Origin of the sequence: Serratia marcescens (assembly GCF_029846115.1) — a bacterium.
Taxonomy (GTDB): Bacteria; Pseudomonadota; Gammaproteobacteria; order Enterobacterales; family Enterobacteriaceae; genus Serratia; species Serratia marcescens_L.
This window is the reverse complement of sequence record NZ_JARVZZ010000001.1, coordinates 191,823-208,145: the sequence shown is the minus strand read 5'-3', so window position 1 is coordinate 208,145 and position 16,323 is coordinate 191,823. Positions and strand designations below refer to the sequence as shown.

The following is a 16,323-nucleotide window of genomic DNA, read 5'->3' as shown; positions in this document are numbered from 1 at the left end:
AGGAAGATCAATTTTTCTTCTGGGCTCGGGGGGAAGAGACCCGCGCCGCGCGAGCCGGCTCGGGGCGAGATAGCGGGGGGTTAGCCCAGTTTCGGATACACGCCCGGGCCGATTGGCAACCCAAGCGCATACCAGACCAGCAGCAGCAAAATCCACACGCTGAAGAACACCACAGGATAGGGCAGGATCAGCACGTAATAGGTGCCGAGCTGCGCGTCTTTGCGGTAGCGCTGCAGGAAGCTGAGGAACAGCGGCAGGAACGGCGACATCGGTGCCAGCGGCAGCACCGCGGAGTCGGCGATGCGAAAGATCATCTGGGCGAACGCCGGGTGGAAACCGAGCAGCATAAACATCGGTACGAAGATCGGCGCCAAAATTGACCAGATCGCCGAGCCGCTGGCGATGAACATGCACAGGAAGGCGGAGAGGAACATCAGGCCGAGAAATGCCGGTGCGCCACTCATGCCGGCGGCTTCCAGCATATCGGTGAGGCCGACGGCCATAAACTTGCCCATGTTGCTCCAGTTAAAGAACGCCACGAACTGCGACAGCGGAAATACCATCACGATAAAACCCGCCATGCTTTTCATCGGATCGAGCAAGTGGTGGGGAATGTCATCCGGCCGCCGGATCTGTTTGGTGACTACGCCATAGGTAATGGCGACGGTGAAGAAGAACAGGATGATGATCGGCACTATACCCTTGATGAACGGGGAAGGGATCACCGAACCGGTGTTCGGGTCACGCAGCGGCGCGGCCTCCGGCACCACCAGAGCGGCGATGATGGCGATAAACACCAGCGCGGCGATGCCGCTCATCATCAGTCCCCGGTTCTGCAGCGGGGTCAGCGCGGCGATTTTGTCTTCGGCGCTGCCTTGCCACTTCGGCAGCCGGGGCTCGATAAACTTGTCGGTGAGCAGCGCGCCGGCGATGGTCAGTACGATCACGGAGGTGGCCATAAAGTACCAGTTGTCGATCACGCTAACGTGAATCGCGCCATCCACTGCTTTGGTGGCTTCGGTGCTGATGCCGGAAAGCAATACGTCGGTGGTGACGATCAACAGGTTGGCGGTAAAGCCGGAGGCGACGCCGGCGATCGCCGCCAGCAGTCCGGCTATTGGGTGGCGGCCCACCGCCACAAACATCAGCGCGCCAAGAGGCGGCATCACCACCAGGGCGGCGTCCGACGATATATGGCTGAAGAAGGCGATAAACAGCACCATATAACTGGCGTAGCGGGCGCTGACGCGCGAGGCCATTTTGTACATCAGCGCCTGCAGCAGGCCGACCTTTTCCGCCAGGCCGGCGCCTATCACCAGCGCCAAAATAGCCCCCAGCGGCGCAAAGCTGCTGAAGTTATGGATGATGTTGGGAAATATCCACTGCATGCCCGCCACGCTCATCAGGTTATTCACCTTGATAAGCTCGCCGGTGGCCGGATTTTTTACCGCTACATCGAGCCAGGAAAACAGCGCGGTGGCCAGCATAAGCACCAGGATCAAATAGACGAACAGTAAAAACGGATTGGGGATCTTATTGCCGATGCGTTCCACCCAGTAAAAAACGCGTCCGGGGCTTTTATTGATTGGCGTTGTGGCCTCACTCATGATTTTACCCTCTGTGTTTGCTCTGTTGTGTGATTGTTATTATTTGATTTATTTATAATTATTCTTAGTGACCCGGTGAGCCGGGCCCTGTCTGTTCATGCTATTTCAATGGGGAGGGTTTCACCCCCTGCGGGATTGGGCAGCGGTACGGTTGTTCGGCGCGCCGGCGATCAAACTCGCTGCGGCAGCGCGCCAGCAGGGTACTGTCGCTCAGCAGATCGATGGCGGTCGCCGCCATTACTTTGCCGGCCAGGCACATGCCCTTATGGGCGATAGCGGTGCGGCCCTGCGCCACCAGTTGCCAGGTGTGCAGAGGCGTGCCGAGTGCGAAACAGGGGCTAAAGCATTGGGCGGTCGGCGCCACCCAGCTCACGTCGCCAACGTCGGTAGAACCGTACAGCAGGTCATCGGACTCCACATAAGGAGCGACCTCATCCATCAGCATCTTATCTCCCAGCCGCTGCACCCACTCGCGCCCGGCTGCGCCGCCGGTGCGGGCAATGTTGAGTTTGGCGTTGCGCAGATCGTCGCGGCTCAGCGTCTGGCGGATTTCCTCGGCGAAGCAGCGTTCGGCGTCGCTGTACTCGGGCAGACCGAAATCACACAGGTTTTGATACATCGCGCGTTCCAGGCTGCGGTTCGGCACATAGTTGGAGCAGGCCTTGTCGAAGCGCACTTCCATCTGGGTGTCAGTCATCAGCGCTGCGCCCTTGGCGATGTTAATCACCCGTTGGTAAATGTCCTGCGCCTGATCGAGCTGCGGCGCGCGGATCAGGTACAACACCTCGGCGTCGGCCTGCACCACGTTGGGGGAGCTGCCGCCGGTGTTGGTGACCGCGTAGTGCAGCCGCGCTTCTTGTACGATATGTTCGCGCAGGAAGTTGGCACCGGTATTCATCAGCGTCACCGCGTCCAGCGCGCTGCGCCCCAGGTGCGGCGAGTTGGCGGCATGGGCGGCGACGCCCTTGAAGTGAAACGCCGCCTGAATGTTGGCCAGCGTACTGGTATTGAACATGCCGCTGAAGCCTTCCGGGTGCCAGGTGAGGGCGGCGTCGACGTCGTCGAACAGGCCTTCGCGCACCATAAAGGTTTTGCCGGAGCCGCCTTCTTCGCCCGGGCAGCCGTAGAAGCGTAAGGTACCGGTCAGCCGGTTCTGCTGCATCCACGCCTTGGCGGCGAAGGCGCCCGCCAGCGCCGCAGTGCCCAGCAGGTTGTGGCCACAGCCATGGCCGTTGCCGTTTTCCACCAGCGGCTGCGGCGTAGCGCGGCCCGCCTGCTGGCTCAGCCCGGCCAGCGCGTCGTACTCGCCCAGCAACGCGATGACCGGGTGGCCGCTGCCGTAGCTGGCGATAAACGCCGTCTCGATGTCGCCCACGCCGCGCTCGACCGAGAAGCCTTCCTGCTCCAGCGCATCGGCCAGCAACGTGGCGGAATAGGTCTCGTTGAAGCGCGTTTCCGGGTGGTCCCAAATCGCGTCGCTCAGCGCGCTGAAGCGAGGCTGACGTTGGTCAATGTAGTCGTCGATAAATGCCTGTAGTTCTGAGTTGCTCATGATCCGCTCCCGAATGTCGGCAGGTTCAGCGCCAGCGACGCCAGCGTTTTCACCGCCACTGCCATCACCTGCTCGTTGAAGTCAAATTTCTCGTTATGGTGTCCGGCGCTCAGCTCGGTGCCGAAAATGACGTATGAGGCCTGGCCGCCGCGGGATTTCACCCGTTCCATCATGTAGGTGGCGTCCTCTGAACCCGCAGCCTGTTCGCGGCGATCGACCACCGAGGTCAGCTCGGTTATCTGCTGTGCCTGGCGACGGATGTAATCCACCCACGGTTGGGTCGGTTTGCTGCTCTGCGCAGCGCCCATCAGCGCGATGTCGCAGGCGACGCCGTGCATCTTGGCTGCGCCTTCGATGGCGTTCAGCGCCTGTTGATAGACGAACGCGTTGATCTCATTGGTGGCGCCGCGCGTCTCCACCTTCATAAACGCCCGATCGGCGATCACGTTGCGGCCGGTGCCGGCCTGCAGCACGCCGACATTGATGCGCGAGCTGCCTTCGCTGTGGCGCGGGATGGCGTAAAGCCCCAGCGCAGCCTGCGCCGCTGCGAGCAGAGCGTTGCGACCGTCTTCCGGCTTGGCGCCGGCGTGGGAGGCGACGCCGCGGAAGGTGACGTCCAGCTTGCTGGTGGCCATAAAGCTGTCGCTGCCGCATACCAGCTCACCAGCCGGCACGCCGGTGCCGATATGCACCGCGGTGAAGAAATCGACGTCGTCCACCACGCCGGCCTCCACCATCGATTTTGCGCCGCGTGTGCCTTCTTCCGCCGGCTGGAAGATCAGTTTGACGGTGCCGCGAAGCTGGGACTCCAGGCTTTTGAAGACGTGCGCCAGCCCCAGGCCGATGGTGGTATGGCCGTCATGACCGCATGCATGCATCATGCCGCTGTTGCAAGAGGCGAAGCCTTCACGGAACGGCAGGTGTTCGGGTTCCAGCAATTCGTTGAGATCGAGGGCGTCCATATCCACGCGGTAGGCGATAGTTGGGCCGGGGCGGCCGGTATCGAGCGTTGCGACGATGCCGGCGAAGCCGCCGGAAAAGTGCGGCAACCATTTTTCCAACGCCCCCTGATTGCGGGCGCGCTGTTCCTGCGCTTCCAGCTCATCGGACGAGGGGAGTCCCATGCGCGCTTCGGCCTTGATTACCTCGCGGCCCAGCTGCAGGCGATAACCCAGCCGATCGAGTTCTTCCGCCACCAGGGTGGCGGTGCGGAACTCAAACCAGCCGGATTCGGCATAGCGATGGAAGTCGCGGCGCCAGGCCTGCAATTGCGGGTACAAATCGGCCACCAACATCGTAAGCGAATTAGTCATAGTGATATCTCATAAGTTATCGCGCGCTGGATCGCTCCAGGCAGCAGTTATGCTCTGAACTGAAATCAGACGGTGAAGCTATTGCAAAGAAAAAGGTATATTTGGTTACTAACTGCCGTGAATGGCGCTTATTGGCGCAGAAAATGCGCTTAATTAAGCGAAATAAGAATTTGGTTATTTATTATGTTTTTTCCGAATGTACACAATGGAATCTGGCTAAATAAGATGCCAATATCTTGCTATTGATAAATAACGGTTATCGCCTTTCGCCTATGCCAGCCTCGATAAAATTGCACCAATTACGTGCATTTGTGGACGTTAGCCGCCAAGGCAGCATCCGCGCCGCTAGCCGCACCTCACGCCTTTCCCAGCCTGCACTGACCAAGGCCATTCAGGAGCTGGAAGAGGTGCTTGGCGCCAAGCTGTTTATTCGCCGTAGCCAGGGTGTGGTATTGACCGACTGCGGCGATAACTTTTTCCAGCATGCCAGCCTGATCCTTGAAGAGCTGCGGGTGGCGCAGGAAGATATCCAACAGCGGTTGGGGTTGGCGGGCGGCACGGTGAATATCGGCGTTGGTGGCAGCATTGCGCGTACCGTGATGCCGCAGGTGGTCACGCAGTTTCATCGTGAGTATCCCAACGTGAAGGTACGCATCGTCGAGGGGCAGCTGGTGTCGATGATCCCTGAACTGCGCCAGGGCGAGCTGGACTTTACCGTCAATACCTACTACCCCAGCAGCCTCGACAACGAGTTGCAGTACGAACGGCTGATGGAAAAAGAGTATCGGGTGGTGGTACGCAAAGGGCATCCGATGGAGCGGGCGACCTCGCTGAAACAGCTGCAGCACTGCGACTGGACCATGCCGACACCGAAAGGCAGCTATTACCGGCTATTGCACGATCTGTTCGGGGACTTGGGCATGGCGCCGTCTATCAGCGTGACCTGCGAGACCTTTATGGCTTGTACCAGCCTGGTGGCGCAGAGCGATTTTGTTAGCATTCTGTCGGTGGACGTGATTTCGGATCCGATTCTGGGCAAGCATTTGGTGCCGCTCGAGCTGGAAGAGAGTCTGCCGAAAGCGACGTTTTATCTTATCCAACGCAAGGACACCACCCTGACGCCGATGGGCGCGCACCTGGCGCGCCTGTTTCGCCTTTACTGTCGGTGATACCGAGGCCCCGGCGGGGCCTCGGTATCAGAAAGCGATCGACCCCTGCACGAAGAAGGTGCGCGGTTCGCCGACGTACTTGCCGAAGTTATTGTCGTTGGAGCGGGTGAAGTAGCGCTGGTCGAACAGGTTTTTCACCCCGGCGCCCAGCGTCAGGTTCGATAGCTGCGGCCCGAAATTATATTCCCCGCGCATATTCCACACCATGTAACCGGCGATATCGCCGAACTGACCATCGGCGCTTTCCTGCGTGACGTACTCCGGCCCGGTGCCCGGCGAATGCTGTTTGGACTGCGCGTAACCGTCCAGATTCCATACCCAGCTGCCGGTGGCGTAGCGAGTGCCGACGGTATACACCTGGCGCGAGTAGAACGGCAGATCTTTACCGGCGAAGTCGCCCTTGTCGGTGCTGGCTTTGGTGTAGGTATAGCTGGTGTAGACGCTGGCACCGTCGAGCGCCCGGTTCAGCTCGCTGAGATCGTAGCTGAGCGCCAGCTCGATGCCTTTATGCTTGGTGGCGCCCATATTGGTCCAGCCCACGTCGTTGCTGATGTACTGCAGCTGGTTATCGAAGTCGATGTAGAACAGCGTGGCTTCGGCTTTGACCACGGTATCATCGTAGCGGGTGCCGAATTCATAGGTGTGCGCTTTTTCCGCCGTCAGCCCCGGCGCAGGTTGGTTGCCGTTGCCGCCTTTGGTCAGTTGGAAATACTGCATGCTGCCGAACGACGTGTTGGCGTTGGCGAACAGCTTCCAGGCATCGGACAGGTGGTACATCACGTTCAAGGACGGCAGCGGTTCGCTGTAGCTTTTCTCGCGGCTGATGTTGTTGAACGAATCGTCCACGTGGGTGCGGATGCTTTCATAACGCAAGCCCGGCGTGATCGTCCAGTTGCCGACGTTGATGGTGTCGTCGATATAGAACGCGTTGGCCGCGGTGCCGCCGGAGGTGTGCTGGTAATAGTCCGGGGTATCCGGCGTCGAGCCGATATTCGCCGGGTTATACCAGGCCGAACGCGACGCCTTTTCGTCCATGGTTTCATTCAGGTAACGGTAACCGAGGGTGATCTCGTGCGCCATATCCCAGAAGCGGAAGACCTGCGAATAGCTAGGTTCGATAGCCCAGGTTGAATAGTGACGCGGATAGGAGACCATGCGCCGCTGGCCCGTGTTTTTGCCGGTGCCTTCCGATTCGATGTTGCTGCCGCGGTAGCTGTCGGTGAAGTAGGTCAACACTTCGAACTGCTTGTCGTCTTCCTGATGTTTGTACTTGAACGACATATCCTTGCGGCGGCCTTCGAACTGGTCCCACGGCCGCGTGGACTGGAACGGGTTCTGCGCGTACTGCGCGGTGCTCAGCCCGCCCGGCATGCCGGCTTTGGCGTCGTAGTAGTGGAAATTGGCCAACAGTTCGTCGCGATCGGTAAACGCATAACGCGTTTTCAGCATGAAATCGTCGATGTCGGTGTTGTCGTTGTTGTCGCGGTAGCCCTGGCCGTGCAGGCCGGAGTAGAGCAGCTCGGCACCGAAGCCGTTGTCTGCGGTGCCACCCACGGAGGCGCTGGTCAGGGTCTTCAGGCCGCCGTGGCTGGCGCCCTGGGTTTGTACGCCGGCGGTGCCGCCAAACGTTTTGGGAATGTCTCGGGTAACGAAATTGATCACGCCGCCGACGTTCTGCGGCCCGTAGCGCACCGCGCCGCCGCCGCGCACCACGTCCACCGATTGCAGATTACCGATAGACAGCGGAGCCATCGACAGCTGCGGCTGGCCGTAAGGCGCGACCGCCAGCGGGACGCCGTCCATCAGAATGGTGGAGCGTGGAGAAAGACGCGAAGTCAGGCCGCGCACGCCGACGTTGAGCGAGATGTCGCTGCCGCCGGTGCCGTTGCTGTCGCGCACCTGCACGCCGGGCACGCCGCGCAGGCTATCGGCGATGGTCTGGTCGCCTTGCTCGTGCATCTGCTGCTGGGTGACGATGGAACGCGCGCCCGGATGGTTGAGCAGCACCGAACTGGTATCAGGGTTGTCCAGCCAGTTGCCGACGACGGTCACGGTGTCGGTATCGTTTTGAGATGAGTTATCAGTAGCAAGGACAGGGAACGCGACGGCGATGGAAGCCGTCAGCAGGGAAAGCCGAAAAAGAGATGACATAATAATGCCTTAAGAGTTTCAGACCCGGATGTGTTTTTTTAGAAAAGACAATCTTAATGATAATTATTGGCGAGTAAATAGAATTGTTACGGGATAGTTAAGCGGGTAACTAAATAATGAATGCGGGAAACAGGGCCCGGCTGGCGGGCCCTGGCGGGGGTTATTGCGGCGTAAGCCAGAAGACGCCGCTGTAATCCAGCGCGGTGAATTTCTGGTGCACCATTTCGATATCCGCTTGCGGATCAATATCTTTAAACAACGCCGGGTGCAGGAATTTGGCGATCGCCTCAACGGCGATAAAGTTGAGCGGCGTGTCGTAAAATTGATGGTAAATCGCCATCACGCGTTTTTCTTTCACCGCTTTCAGCACGTTAATGCCGGTGCGATCCAGCAGATGCGCCAGTTTCTTTTGGCTGGTGGCCATATCGGTGGTGTAACCTAGCGGCACCGCCAGCGTGCTGCGATGCCCGCGACTCCAGTCGGCGCCGGTCAGCAGATAGAAATCCGGGTTGCTGCTAATCACCTGCTCGACATTCACTTCACCGCCCATGTCTGAAAACAGCTTACTGCCGATATTCTTGCCGCCGGCGGTATCGATGAACTGCCCGAAGCTGCCCTTGCCGAAGGTGTTGCAGCACTGTTCGCCTTTGATGCCGGCGCTGCGCTCGATAAAGACGCTGGGGCGTTGCTCCGGCTTCAGCGTGGCGACCCGCTGCCGCACCAGTTCGAGGCGCTGCTGATAGAGACGGATAAAGGCGTCGGCGTTGGGCTGCTCGTCAAACACTTTACCCAATAGCGTCATGCTGGCGACGGTATTGGTCAGCGGCTGCTGGCGAAAATCGATGATCAGCACCGGGATGCCGACTTTTTCCAGCTGGGTCAGTACGCCGCTGTCTTTCAATTTGCTCAGCAGGCCGATGTCGAAAATGATCAGATCCGGTTGGCGCACCACCGCGCTTTCCACGCTGAAATCACTGGTGTAGGGATTGTCGAAGGTAGGGATTTGCATGACCTGCGGAAATTTTTTCGCGTAGGCTTCAACCAGATCCGGCGCTTTGACCTTCAGCGAGTTGTCCCAGGCGATGATGTTTTTCAGCGGCTGCTGCGGGTGCAGAATATTCAGCGCCAGCAGCGCGCGAGCGTCGGCCAGAATAACGCGTTTGGCCGGTTGCGGCAGGGTGACCTGGCGGCCGGCGACATCGGTGACGACGATCGGCGCGGCTTGAGCGGCGCCGGCCAACAGCAATACACAGGTGGCCAACCAGCGGCCGGCTTTGGCGATAAGAACAGCGGGCATGAAGATCCTTGGGTAATCGGCGAAGAACGAGAGCGCAATGATAAGCGATATCCTTTCGCTTTTTGAACTCCCTTGATGCCGATCGGTTACCCCTGGCCCATCAGCGGGTCGCTGACGCTGTGTTCGCCATCCTCCAGCCGCCCCGCCAGGCGGCGCAGCCAACCTCCCTGGCTTTGCAGCGTAAAATCGTACCAACCGCCGCCGGCGTGAGCGTCAAACGCTTGCTGGTGGCTGCCGCCCGCAGGCAGCGTGATAGGCCACGGGCCTTGCTGCGTGTAAGGGCAGCGTTCGAGGGTGACCGCTATCGCTTCGGTGCCCGGATTATTCAGCAGCAGCAGCAGGCTGCGGCCCGTCGGGCGCAGACGCACCTCCGGCTGCGGCCGGCTCAGGGCGCCGCGCAGCTCGCGATGAAAGCCGTTGGGGCCGAGCAACCACAGATGGTACTCATCCTCCATCTGCCAGTCATCGCTGACCGCCTTGCCGGCCTCGACGGTATAGCGGCGCGGGATCTGCGTGAGGTCCCGGCGATCATAGACGTGAAACACCGCTCCCTGCTCGCCGGTATTGAACAGGTTGAGCGTCACGCGACGCTGCTCGGCTGCGACGGCGGCCTCGACGTGCAGCTGGTAGGGCAACGCGCGGGAAGGGCGCGCCAGGCGGCGTTGGTGCGGCAAACGCTGGTGGGTGGGGGGCGGCAGGGGCACTTGCGGCAGCTGTTCCTGGCGCTGGCGCAGGCCATCGGCGGCGTGGCGATTGGTGGCGGGCAGGCTCGGCAGCGCTTCGCCGTTAGGATCGACAAAGTTGAACGCCGAGGTGAGATCGCCACATACCGCGCGGCGCCAGGCGCTGATGTTGGGTTCATGCACCTGAAAGCGCTTTTCCAGGAATTGCAGCACCGAGGTGTGATCGAAAACCTGCGAATTGACCCAGCCGCCGCGGCTCCAGGGCGACAGCACCAGCATCGGCACCCGTGGGCCGGGGCCGTAGATGCGGCCGTCCGGCGGCGGCTGATCCTGCGAACCGGGCGGCGCCACGTGCTGGAAGATCTCGGTGTCGAACGGCACCGTCGATTTACCGGCGAAGCTGCCGTCTTCGCGCAGCGAGGGTGCGGAAGGCGAAGGCATATGGTCAAAAAAGCCGTCGTTTTCGTCGTAGTTGACCAGCAGGACGGTTTTACTCCACACCTCCGGGTTGTCGGTCAGCGCGTTGAGGATCTCTTGGGTGAACCAGCCGCCCTGCACCGGGCTGGAGGGATCGGGGTGTTCCGAATAGGCCGCCGGCGCGATGATCCAGCTGACCTGCGGCAGTTTGCCCTGCTGTACGTCGGAGCGGAATCCGGCCAGCATGGCATCCAGATCGTTGCCGTCGGCGGCCGGCAGGGTGTTGCCGTTGCCTTTGTACAGCGGCGCGGCCTCGTTGAGCGCCTCGCGATAGGGCACGAAAGCGTTGAAGTCTTTCGGCGGCCGCGCCGGGTTGCCCACCTGAATGCTGGCGGCGCGGTATTGACGAAAACCCGCCAGCGGGTTGTCGGTAAAGTTGTCCGGCAGGAATTGGTACACCTTCCAACTGACGCCGCTCGCCTCCAGCCGTTCCGGATAGGTTGTCCACTGGTAGCCGATCTCCGCCGGGCCGGGGCTGTCCCATTCGTTGACCACCACCGCCACGTCGGCGGCGGACGGGCCGTTGGTGCCGGTCCAGTGGAACAGTCGGTTGGTATTGGTGCCGGCGTGAATAGCGCAGTGATAGGCGTCGCACAGGGTAAAGGCGTTGGCCAGCGCGAACTGGAACGGCAGCTCCTGCTGACGGTAATAGCCCATCGAGGCCGGCGTTTTGTAGGTGGGCCAGGCGCTCATGCGGCCGTGATCCCAGGCGGCTTGCTCATCTACCCACGAGTGCGGCGTGCCGGTGACGCGCTGGGCGTTGCCGCGTTTGCTGTCAAGGTGGTAGGGCAACACCAGCCGCTCGGCCCCCTGCTGCTGCCAGACGTGGCGGCCGCCGGGCAATGGGATGGTAAAGCGATCGCTGAAGCCGCGCACGCCCGGCAGGGTGCCGAAGTAGTGGTCGAAAGAGCGGTTCTCCTGCATCAGGATCACCACGTGTTCGACGTCGCGCAGGGTGCCGGTGCGGTTATTGGCGGGAATGGCCAGCGCTTTGCGAATCGAGGCGGGCAACAGCGAGAAAGCCGATCCGATGGCGGCAGCCCGCAGGATGTCTCTGCGTGAAAGGTCAGGCATGCGTCGTTAATCTCCGTCAGTGTGCTTTGAAGATAGCCGCTGACGACGATAATGGCGAAAAATAACAGGGAGATGAAAGCGAGGGAAACAATGCTCCCCGGCGGGAGCATTGGGGGATAACGCTTACTGTCTGATCAGGCGGCCGAGCGCCGGCGCCGTTTCGAAATCGCTGCGGAAGGGGTTGATGTCCAGGCCGCCGCGGCGGGTGTAGCGCGCGAACACGCTGAGCTTTTCCGGGCGGCAGCTCTGCTTGATGTCGTTGAAAATGCGCTCGACGCACTGCTCGTGGAATTCGTTGTGCTGGCGGAAGGAGATCAGGTAGCGCAGCAGGCTTTCACGATCGATTTTGCGGCCTTCATAGCGGATCACCACGCTGCCCCAGTCCGGCTGGTTGGTGACCAGGCAGTTGGATTTCAGCAGATTGGAAGACAGCGTCTCCGACACCGGTTCCCCTCTCTCGGCCGCGCCGCTCAGGTATTCCGGTTTGAAGGCGAAGTCGTCGACCGCGATATCCAGATCGTCGATGTTGATGCCCGGCAGGCGCTCGATCTGCACCGGGTAACCTTCCAGCCCCGGATAGAGCTTGACGGTGACCTGGCCGTTGGCCGCCTGCGACAGATCTTGCTGCATGGCGGCGCTCACCTGTTCCACGCTGTCGAAGCGCGTTTGGTTGAAGCTGTTGAGATACAGCTTGAACGACTTGGATTCGATCAGGTTCGACGACGAGTGCGGGAAGGTAAATTCGCCGATGCCCACCACCGGCTTGCCCTTGGCGTTGAGCCAGGACAGCTCGAAGGCGGTCCACAGATCAAAGCCGCTGAACGGCAGCTGCCGCTCGTCCACGCCGATCAGATCGCGGCCGCGCGCACGCGGCAAGGCTTCGAGCAATGCGGGAGCATATTGATCCGGATAATCGGAATTGGCGCCAAGATGGGTGATTTTATCTTGCTTTTGGATATGCATATTCATTGCCTTTTGCTTGTTCGGTATTGATGTAGCGGTTAAACAGACTGCGGGTGGCGTAGATCGGCCCGACGCCCAGCAGGGCGTAAACCACCTTGATCAGGAACTGCGACAGGATCATGGTTTTGATAATGTCCCAGCTCAGCACGTTGTAGAACGCCAGCGTACAGAACACCACGCTGTCGATGGCCGACGCCACTACGGTGCTGGTGATCACGCGCACAAACAGGTAGCGGGAGTTGGTCAACTCTTTGATTTTGCAGAGCAGGTAGGAGTTGACATTCTCGGAGATCAGATAGGCCGCCGACGAGGCCACCAGCACCGCCATGATGCTGTGCACGATGCCGTTGTAGGTCTCGCTGTACTCCCACTGCGGAATGCTTGGCACCAGCGTCGTTACCCAAACTCCCAGGACGAAGGTCAGATTGGCGATAAACGAGATGATGATGGTGCGCCTGGCCAGCCGTAAGCCATAGAATTCGTTGAGGATATCCACCAGAATGAACGTGAGCGGGTAAATGAAGATCGCCGGCGGCGTGATGAGATTCAGCACCGGGATTTGGATCGGTTTGACGCCGCACAGCGTTGAGAAAATATAAATCACGCTGAGCGCCACGGTAATAATCAGGTAGGCGTACCAGGAGCGTTCGTGGCGATCGCTGAGCTCGTAGGCGGTTTTTTGTTGGTTGTCGCCATAGAGTTTGCGGTACAGCGCCTGCAGCTCGTGCCGGCTCAGATCTTCTGATATTTCGCTGTCGGCCAGCTCATTCAGCCCCATGGTAATGGTTTTGCCGGTGGCCAAGACCATGACATTGGCCGCGATGGTGCCATGCCGGGTGAAGCCCAACAGCTTGAACTTCTGATTCGGTTCCATTTATAACCTTTCTCCAACGATGTAACCCAGGAATTGCACGGTGTCCTGAGGGCGTTTGTCCATGCTTTCGCTGTCTTTGTCGTCAACCACAAAGAAGCCACTTTTTCCCGAGTGATACAGCAAAGGCGAATCGCAAATCAGTACCGGCGGTCGTTTGATGATGATGACTTCGCCGGGAATAAATGACCCTTTAATTTCGGTCTCTATTTTCATTGCCAACATGTTCGACTCATCGCCGAAGAAATAAGTCAGAGGAAACTCGGTGACCAGTTGCCCGATTTTGCGCTGCGAGACGGCCAGATAGCGCGACTGCGGGATCACCGGAATGGCGGAAGGGTTCTTGTTGCCTTCGGTGGACAGCGTTTCGTTGAGCAGCTCCAGCTTTTCCAGATCGTAATCTTCGATCTCTTCACAGGAGACACCGAAGAAATCGGAGATCCGATTCACGGTGGATTGCTGAACGTTGTTCACTCTTCCGTCAAGAATTTTGTAGAGAGTCGTGCGCGTCAGGCCGCTGCGATTGGAAAAGGAAGCCTTGGTTTCACCGCGTGTACGCATCAGATATTCAATATTTTTAATGATGTTGATTTTGCGCTGTGCGTTGGTGGTTTTCATTGGCTGTCCTTACAAACATTACGCAGGCTTCACTATATCCTACGCATTGGCGTTGTCCAGATAAAAAGGCGCTAAGGAGTAGGTAACAGGCTGATTATTGGCGGTAATTATTGTTTCTCGTCAGCCGTTTAGCGCAGTGATATCAGCGGGGAGGCTTGCCTTCTCTGCACGAAAGATAAAGCCGTGTAAATCAATTGATTAGGTTTTGCTTATGGAAAAGTGAACACAAAAGCCGGTTTTATGTTTACTTTTATGTTGACCAAAGCCGATTTCATGGGCTACTGTTCATGCAAGCTGAAGTTTTTCTTTATGATAAAAACACGGAAGCCAACAATTTTTATAATAAAAAGCCCAGAGGGGGCGTTGCCACGCTCTGAGCATAATGGATAGCTTGCTACCGACACCAGGGACCCTAACTACCACGGCCGTTTGTCTGCGCGATCGGCCCCTCCTTTTGCACTGAATCTCCCTTCTCTAGCGTCAAACACTCCCCCGTCACCGGAGGAGTGCATTAGCGCGTGCGCGAAAATCAGAGCGACTTCTGCGAGGCCAGCGGTTGTTGCGCCCGGCGGAAGGCCAGTTTAAGCACCCAATACAGCAGGCTGGCGGCTACCAGGGAATTGATGGTCGGCACGCCCCATTCGGTCGCCAGGCCAACGACGCCGCCGGCGATGCTGGCGACGATCGCCGCCCAGCCGATGGTTGGCGTTTCGCTCGGCAACTGGCCGGTACGGCGGCTCTCGTCCAGGAGCTTGCGGTGGCTGCGCAGCAGATAATAGTCCACCAGCATGATGCCGATAATCGGCGGGAAGACCACGCCAAGCACCGTCAGGAAGTCGACAAAGCGGTCAAGAATGCCCAGTACCGACAGCGTGGTGCCCAGAATACCGATCACCAACGTGGTGTAGGTGTACTTCAGCTTTTTGCCGGTGATGCCTTCTACCGCGTTGACGATGCCGAGCGAAGAAGAGTAAAGGTTGAGATCGTTGACGCGCAGGGTGGAGAACACCACCACCAGCAAACCGGCGCCGCCGGCCGCTTGCGACATGATGGTGACCACATCCGCAGTGCCCAGGGTTTTGGCTATCAGGATCGCCAGGCCGTTCACCACGAACTCGCCGGCGATGATGGTGAAGAGCGTGACGCCGAGCACATGCTTGCCGTTTTTGGAGTAACGGGTCAGATCGGGGGTCATCAGGCTGGCCACGATGGCGCCGCCAACGACGATGGTGATGCCGGCGCTGATGGTCAGCGGTTCACCCGGCGGCGCCAGCTGGATGATCTCCTGCAGGTTATGGCCGGAAAGCGCGGTCACCGAAATAAAGGCCACCAGCATGATAAACATCGGTACCGCGATACGGGCGGCGATGCGCAGTGCCTTGAAGCCGAATGCCACTAGGATGGTCAACAGCGTGCCCGAGAGCCCGGCGGCCAGGCCGAAGCCCAGCTTGTTGCCGAGCGCGAAGTCGAGCGACTTGGCGAAAATGGCGTTCTGAATGCCGAACCAACCCAGCAGGCTGACGGCCACCACTACGCCGATCAGCACCGAACCCAGACGGCCGAAGCCGCACCAGCGCGCCAGCAGGCTGCCGGAAATGCCTTCGCGCATGCCCGCCAGCCCCAGGCCGTAGGTCACCACGCCGAAGATCAGGCTGCCGACGAAAATGGCGGTGAAGGCGTCAATCAGCGTCATGGAGTTGCCGAGCACGGCGCCGAGCATGAACTGGTCCAGCGCGGTCAGCATGCCCATATGCACGATGGCCACGCTTAAAAACGAAACTCGTTTATCCTGCGGCACCCGGGTGAGCGGATAATCTTCGATCTTTATCACGGTGAGATCTTCCTTGCGGTTCAAATAAACTGAATGCCTTTGGTTATCAGGCGATCGGGAATGTAGTTATCCAGGTTGGCGTATTTGCAGTACTCTTCAAATTGCTGCTGAGTATGCACGTTGGCCTTCTGGTAAATGTTATAAATGCGGTTTTCGATGGTCTTATTGCTGACGTTATAGATTTTGGCGATCTCTTTCACTGTAAATCGTTGCAGCATAAGAAAAATGACATCGAGTTCGGCTCGGGTGAACAGCTCGTTATTGACTTCGGTGGTCAACACGCTGGGTTTTTGCTGATTGATGTATTTCAGCGGCGACAGGCTGTTCATCGGCTTGGCGTTCCAGATCACGCCAATCACCTGTTTGTCATCGTTGTACACCGGCAGCTTTTCGCTGATAAACGGCGTCAGGCTGTCTTTGCCGTACCAGTAGTGCGTTTCTATGACAGTGACCCGATCGCGCGCCGCTTCGGTCATCTTGTCATGTTCGATAAAGTCGGCGGCGGAGTCGGCCCAGTCGGCGGGGAACTCGTGGTCATATTTGCCGGCGACGTCGAAATTCAGCGGCGTATTGGTATAGAGATAAGCGGCGCGGTTCATATAGAGGTGGCGGGACAGTTGGTCTTTGATGCCCCAGGGTTCGCTCAGGTGCTCCATCATGGTGATGAGGCCCTTAAAATAAGATTCATTATTTTTATGCGATGACCCCATACCCACC

General features: G+C 59.0%; 12 protein-coding genes. 1 reads left to right on the top strand and 11 read right to left on the bottom strand.

From position 1 onward, the window contains the following. Positions 1–80 precede the first annotated feature (80 nt). The 3 genes from abgT to QDT79_RS00950 all read right to left on the bottom strand — a co-directional run bounded on the left by abgT (position 81) and on the right by QDT79_RS00950 (position 4,472). On the bottom strand, positions 81–1,607 hold the full coding sequence (gene abgT, locus QDT79_RS00960; RefSeq protein ID WP_308316117.1) for a p-aminobenzoyl-glutamate transporter: 1,527 nt from the start codon (positions 1,605–1,607) through the stop codon (positions 81–83). A gap of 100 nt (positions 1,608–1,707) precedes the next feature. After that, a complete protein-coding gene (locus tag QDT79_RS00955; RefSeq protein ID WP_308316116.1) occupies positions 1,708–3,159 on the bottom strand; it encodes a M20 family metallopeptidase in 1,452 nt (483 codons plus the stop codon). Next, positions 3,156–4,472, bottom strand: a complete 1,317-nt coding sequence (locus QDT79_RS00950) for a M20 family metallo-hydrolase (protein ID WP_063988689.1) — start codon at positions 4,470–4,472, stop codon at positions 3,156–3,158. The genes QDT79_RS00955 and QDT79_RS00950 overlap by 4 nt, the downstream gene beginning before the upstream one ends. Before the next feature lie 272 nt (positions 4,473–4,744). Here QDT79_RS00950 and QDT79_RS00945 point away from each other — a divergent pair, with 272 nt between their 5' ends. After that, a complete protein-coding gene (locus QDT79_RS00945) occupies positions 4,745–5,641 on the top strand; it encodes a LysR family transcriptional regulator (RefSeq protein WP_063988690.1) in 897 nt (298 codons plus the stop codon). Between the two features lie 27 nt (positions 5,642–5,668). On the opposite strand, the gene QDT79_RS00940 is transcribed toward QDT79_RS00945, so the two are convergent. The 8 genes from QDT79_RS00940 to QDT79_RS00905 form a co-directional block, all read right to left on the bottom strand. Then, positions 5,669–7,792, bottom strand: coding sequence for a TonB-dependent receptor family protein (locus tag QDT79_RS00940; RefSeq protein WP_063988691.1), 2,124 nt, complete (start codon positions 7,790–7,792; stop codon positions 5,669–5,671). Positions 7,793–7,952: 160 nt separating this feature from the next. Continuing rightward, the gene (locus tag QDT79_RS00935; RefSeq protein WP_308316115.1) at positions 7,953–9,089 is read right to left on the bottom strand and encodes an ABC transporter substrate-binding protein; all 1,137 of its coding nucleotides are present in this window, start codon (positions 9,087–9,089) and stop codon (positions 7,953–7,955) included. A gap of 86 nt (positions 9,090–9,175) precedes the next feature. Beyond that, positions 9,176–11,323: a phosphocholine-specific phospholipase C gene (locus tag QDT79_RS00930; protein ID WP_308316114.1), complete on the bottom strand. Its 2,148-nt coding sequence runs from the start codon at positions 11,321–11,323 to the stop codon at positions 9,176–9,178. A 123-nt stretch (positions 11,324–11,446) separates the two neighbouring features. Next, a complete protein-coding gene (queF, locus tag QDT79_RS00925; protein ID WP_308317166.1) occupies positions 11,447–12,286 on the bottom strand; it encodes an NADPH-dependent 7-cyano-7-deazaguanine reductase QueF in 840 nt (279 codons plus the stop codon). After that, the gene (locus QDT79_RS00920) at positions 12,264–13,160 is read right to left on the bottom strand and encodes a queuosine precursor transporter (protein ID WP_004937338.1); all 897 of its coding nucleotides are present in this window, start codon (positions 13,158–13,160) and stop codon (positions 12,264–12,266) included. The genes queF and QDT79_RS00920 overlap by 23 nt, the downstream gene beginning before the upstream one ends. After that, positions 13,161–13,775, bottom strand: a complete 615-nt coding sequence (locus QDT79_RS00915; protein WP_004937341.1) for a helix-turn-helix domain-containing protein — start codon at positions 13,773–13,775, stop codon at positions 13,161–13,163. Positions 13,776–14,304: 529 nt separating this feature from the next. Then, complete coding sequence (locus QDT79_RS00910) at positions 14,305–15,606, bottom strand: cytosine permease (RefSeq protein WP_308316113.1); 1,302 nt, start codon at positions 15,604–15,606, stop codon at positions 14,305–14,307. A 20-nt stretch (positions 15,607–15,626) separates the two neighbouring features. Next, positions 15,627–16,316: a helix-turn-helix transcriptional regulator gene (locus QDT79_RS00905; protein ID WP_033636032.1), complete on the bottom strand. Its 690-nt coding sequence runs from the start codon at positions 16,314–16,316 to the stop codon at positions 15,627–15,629. Between the last annotated feature and the right edge of the window lie 7 nt (positions 16,317–16,323).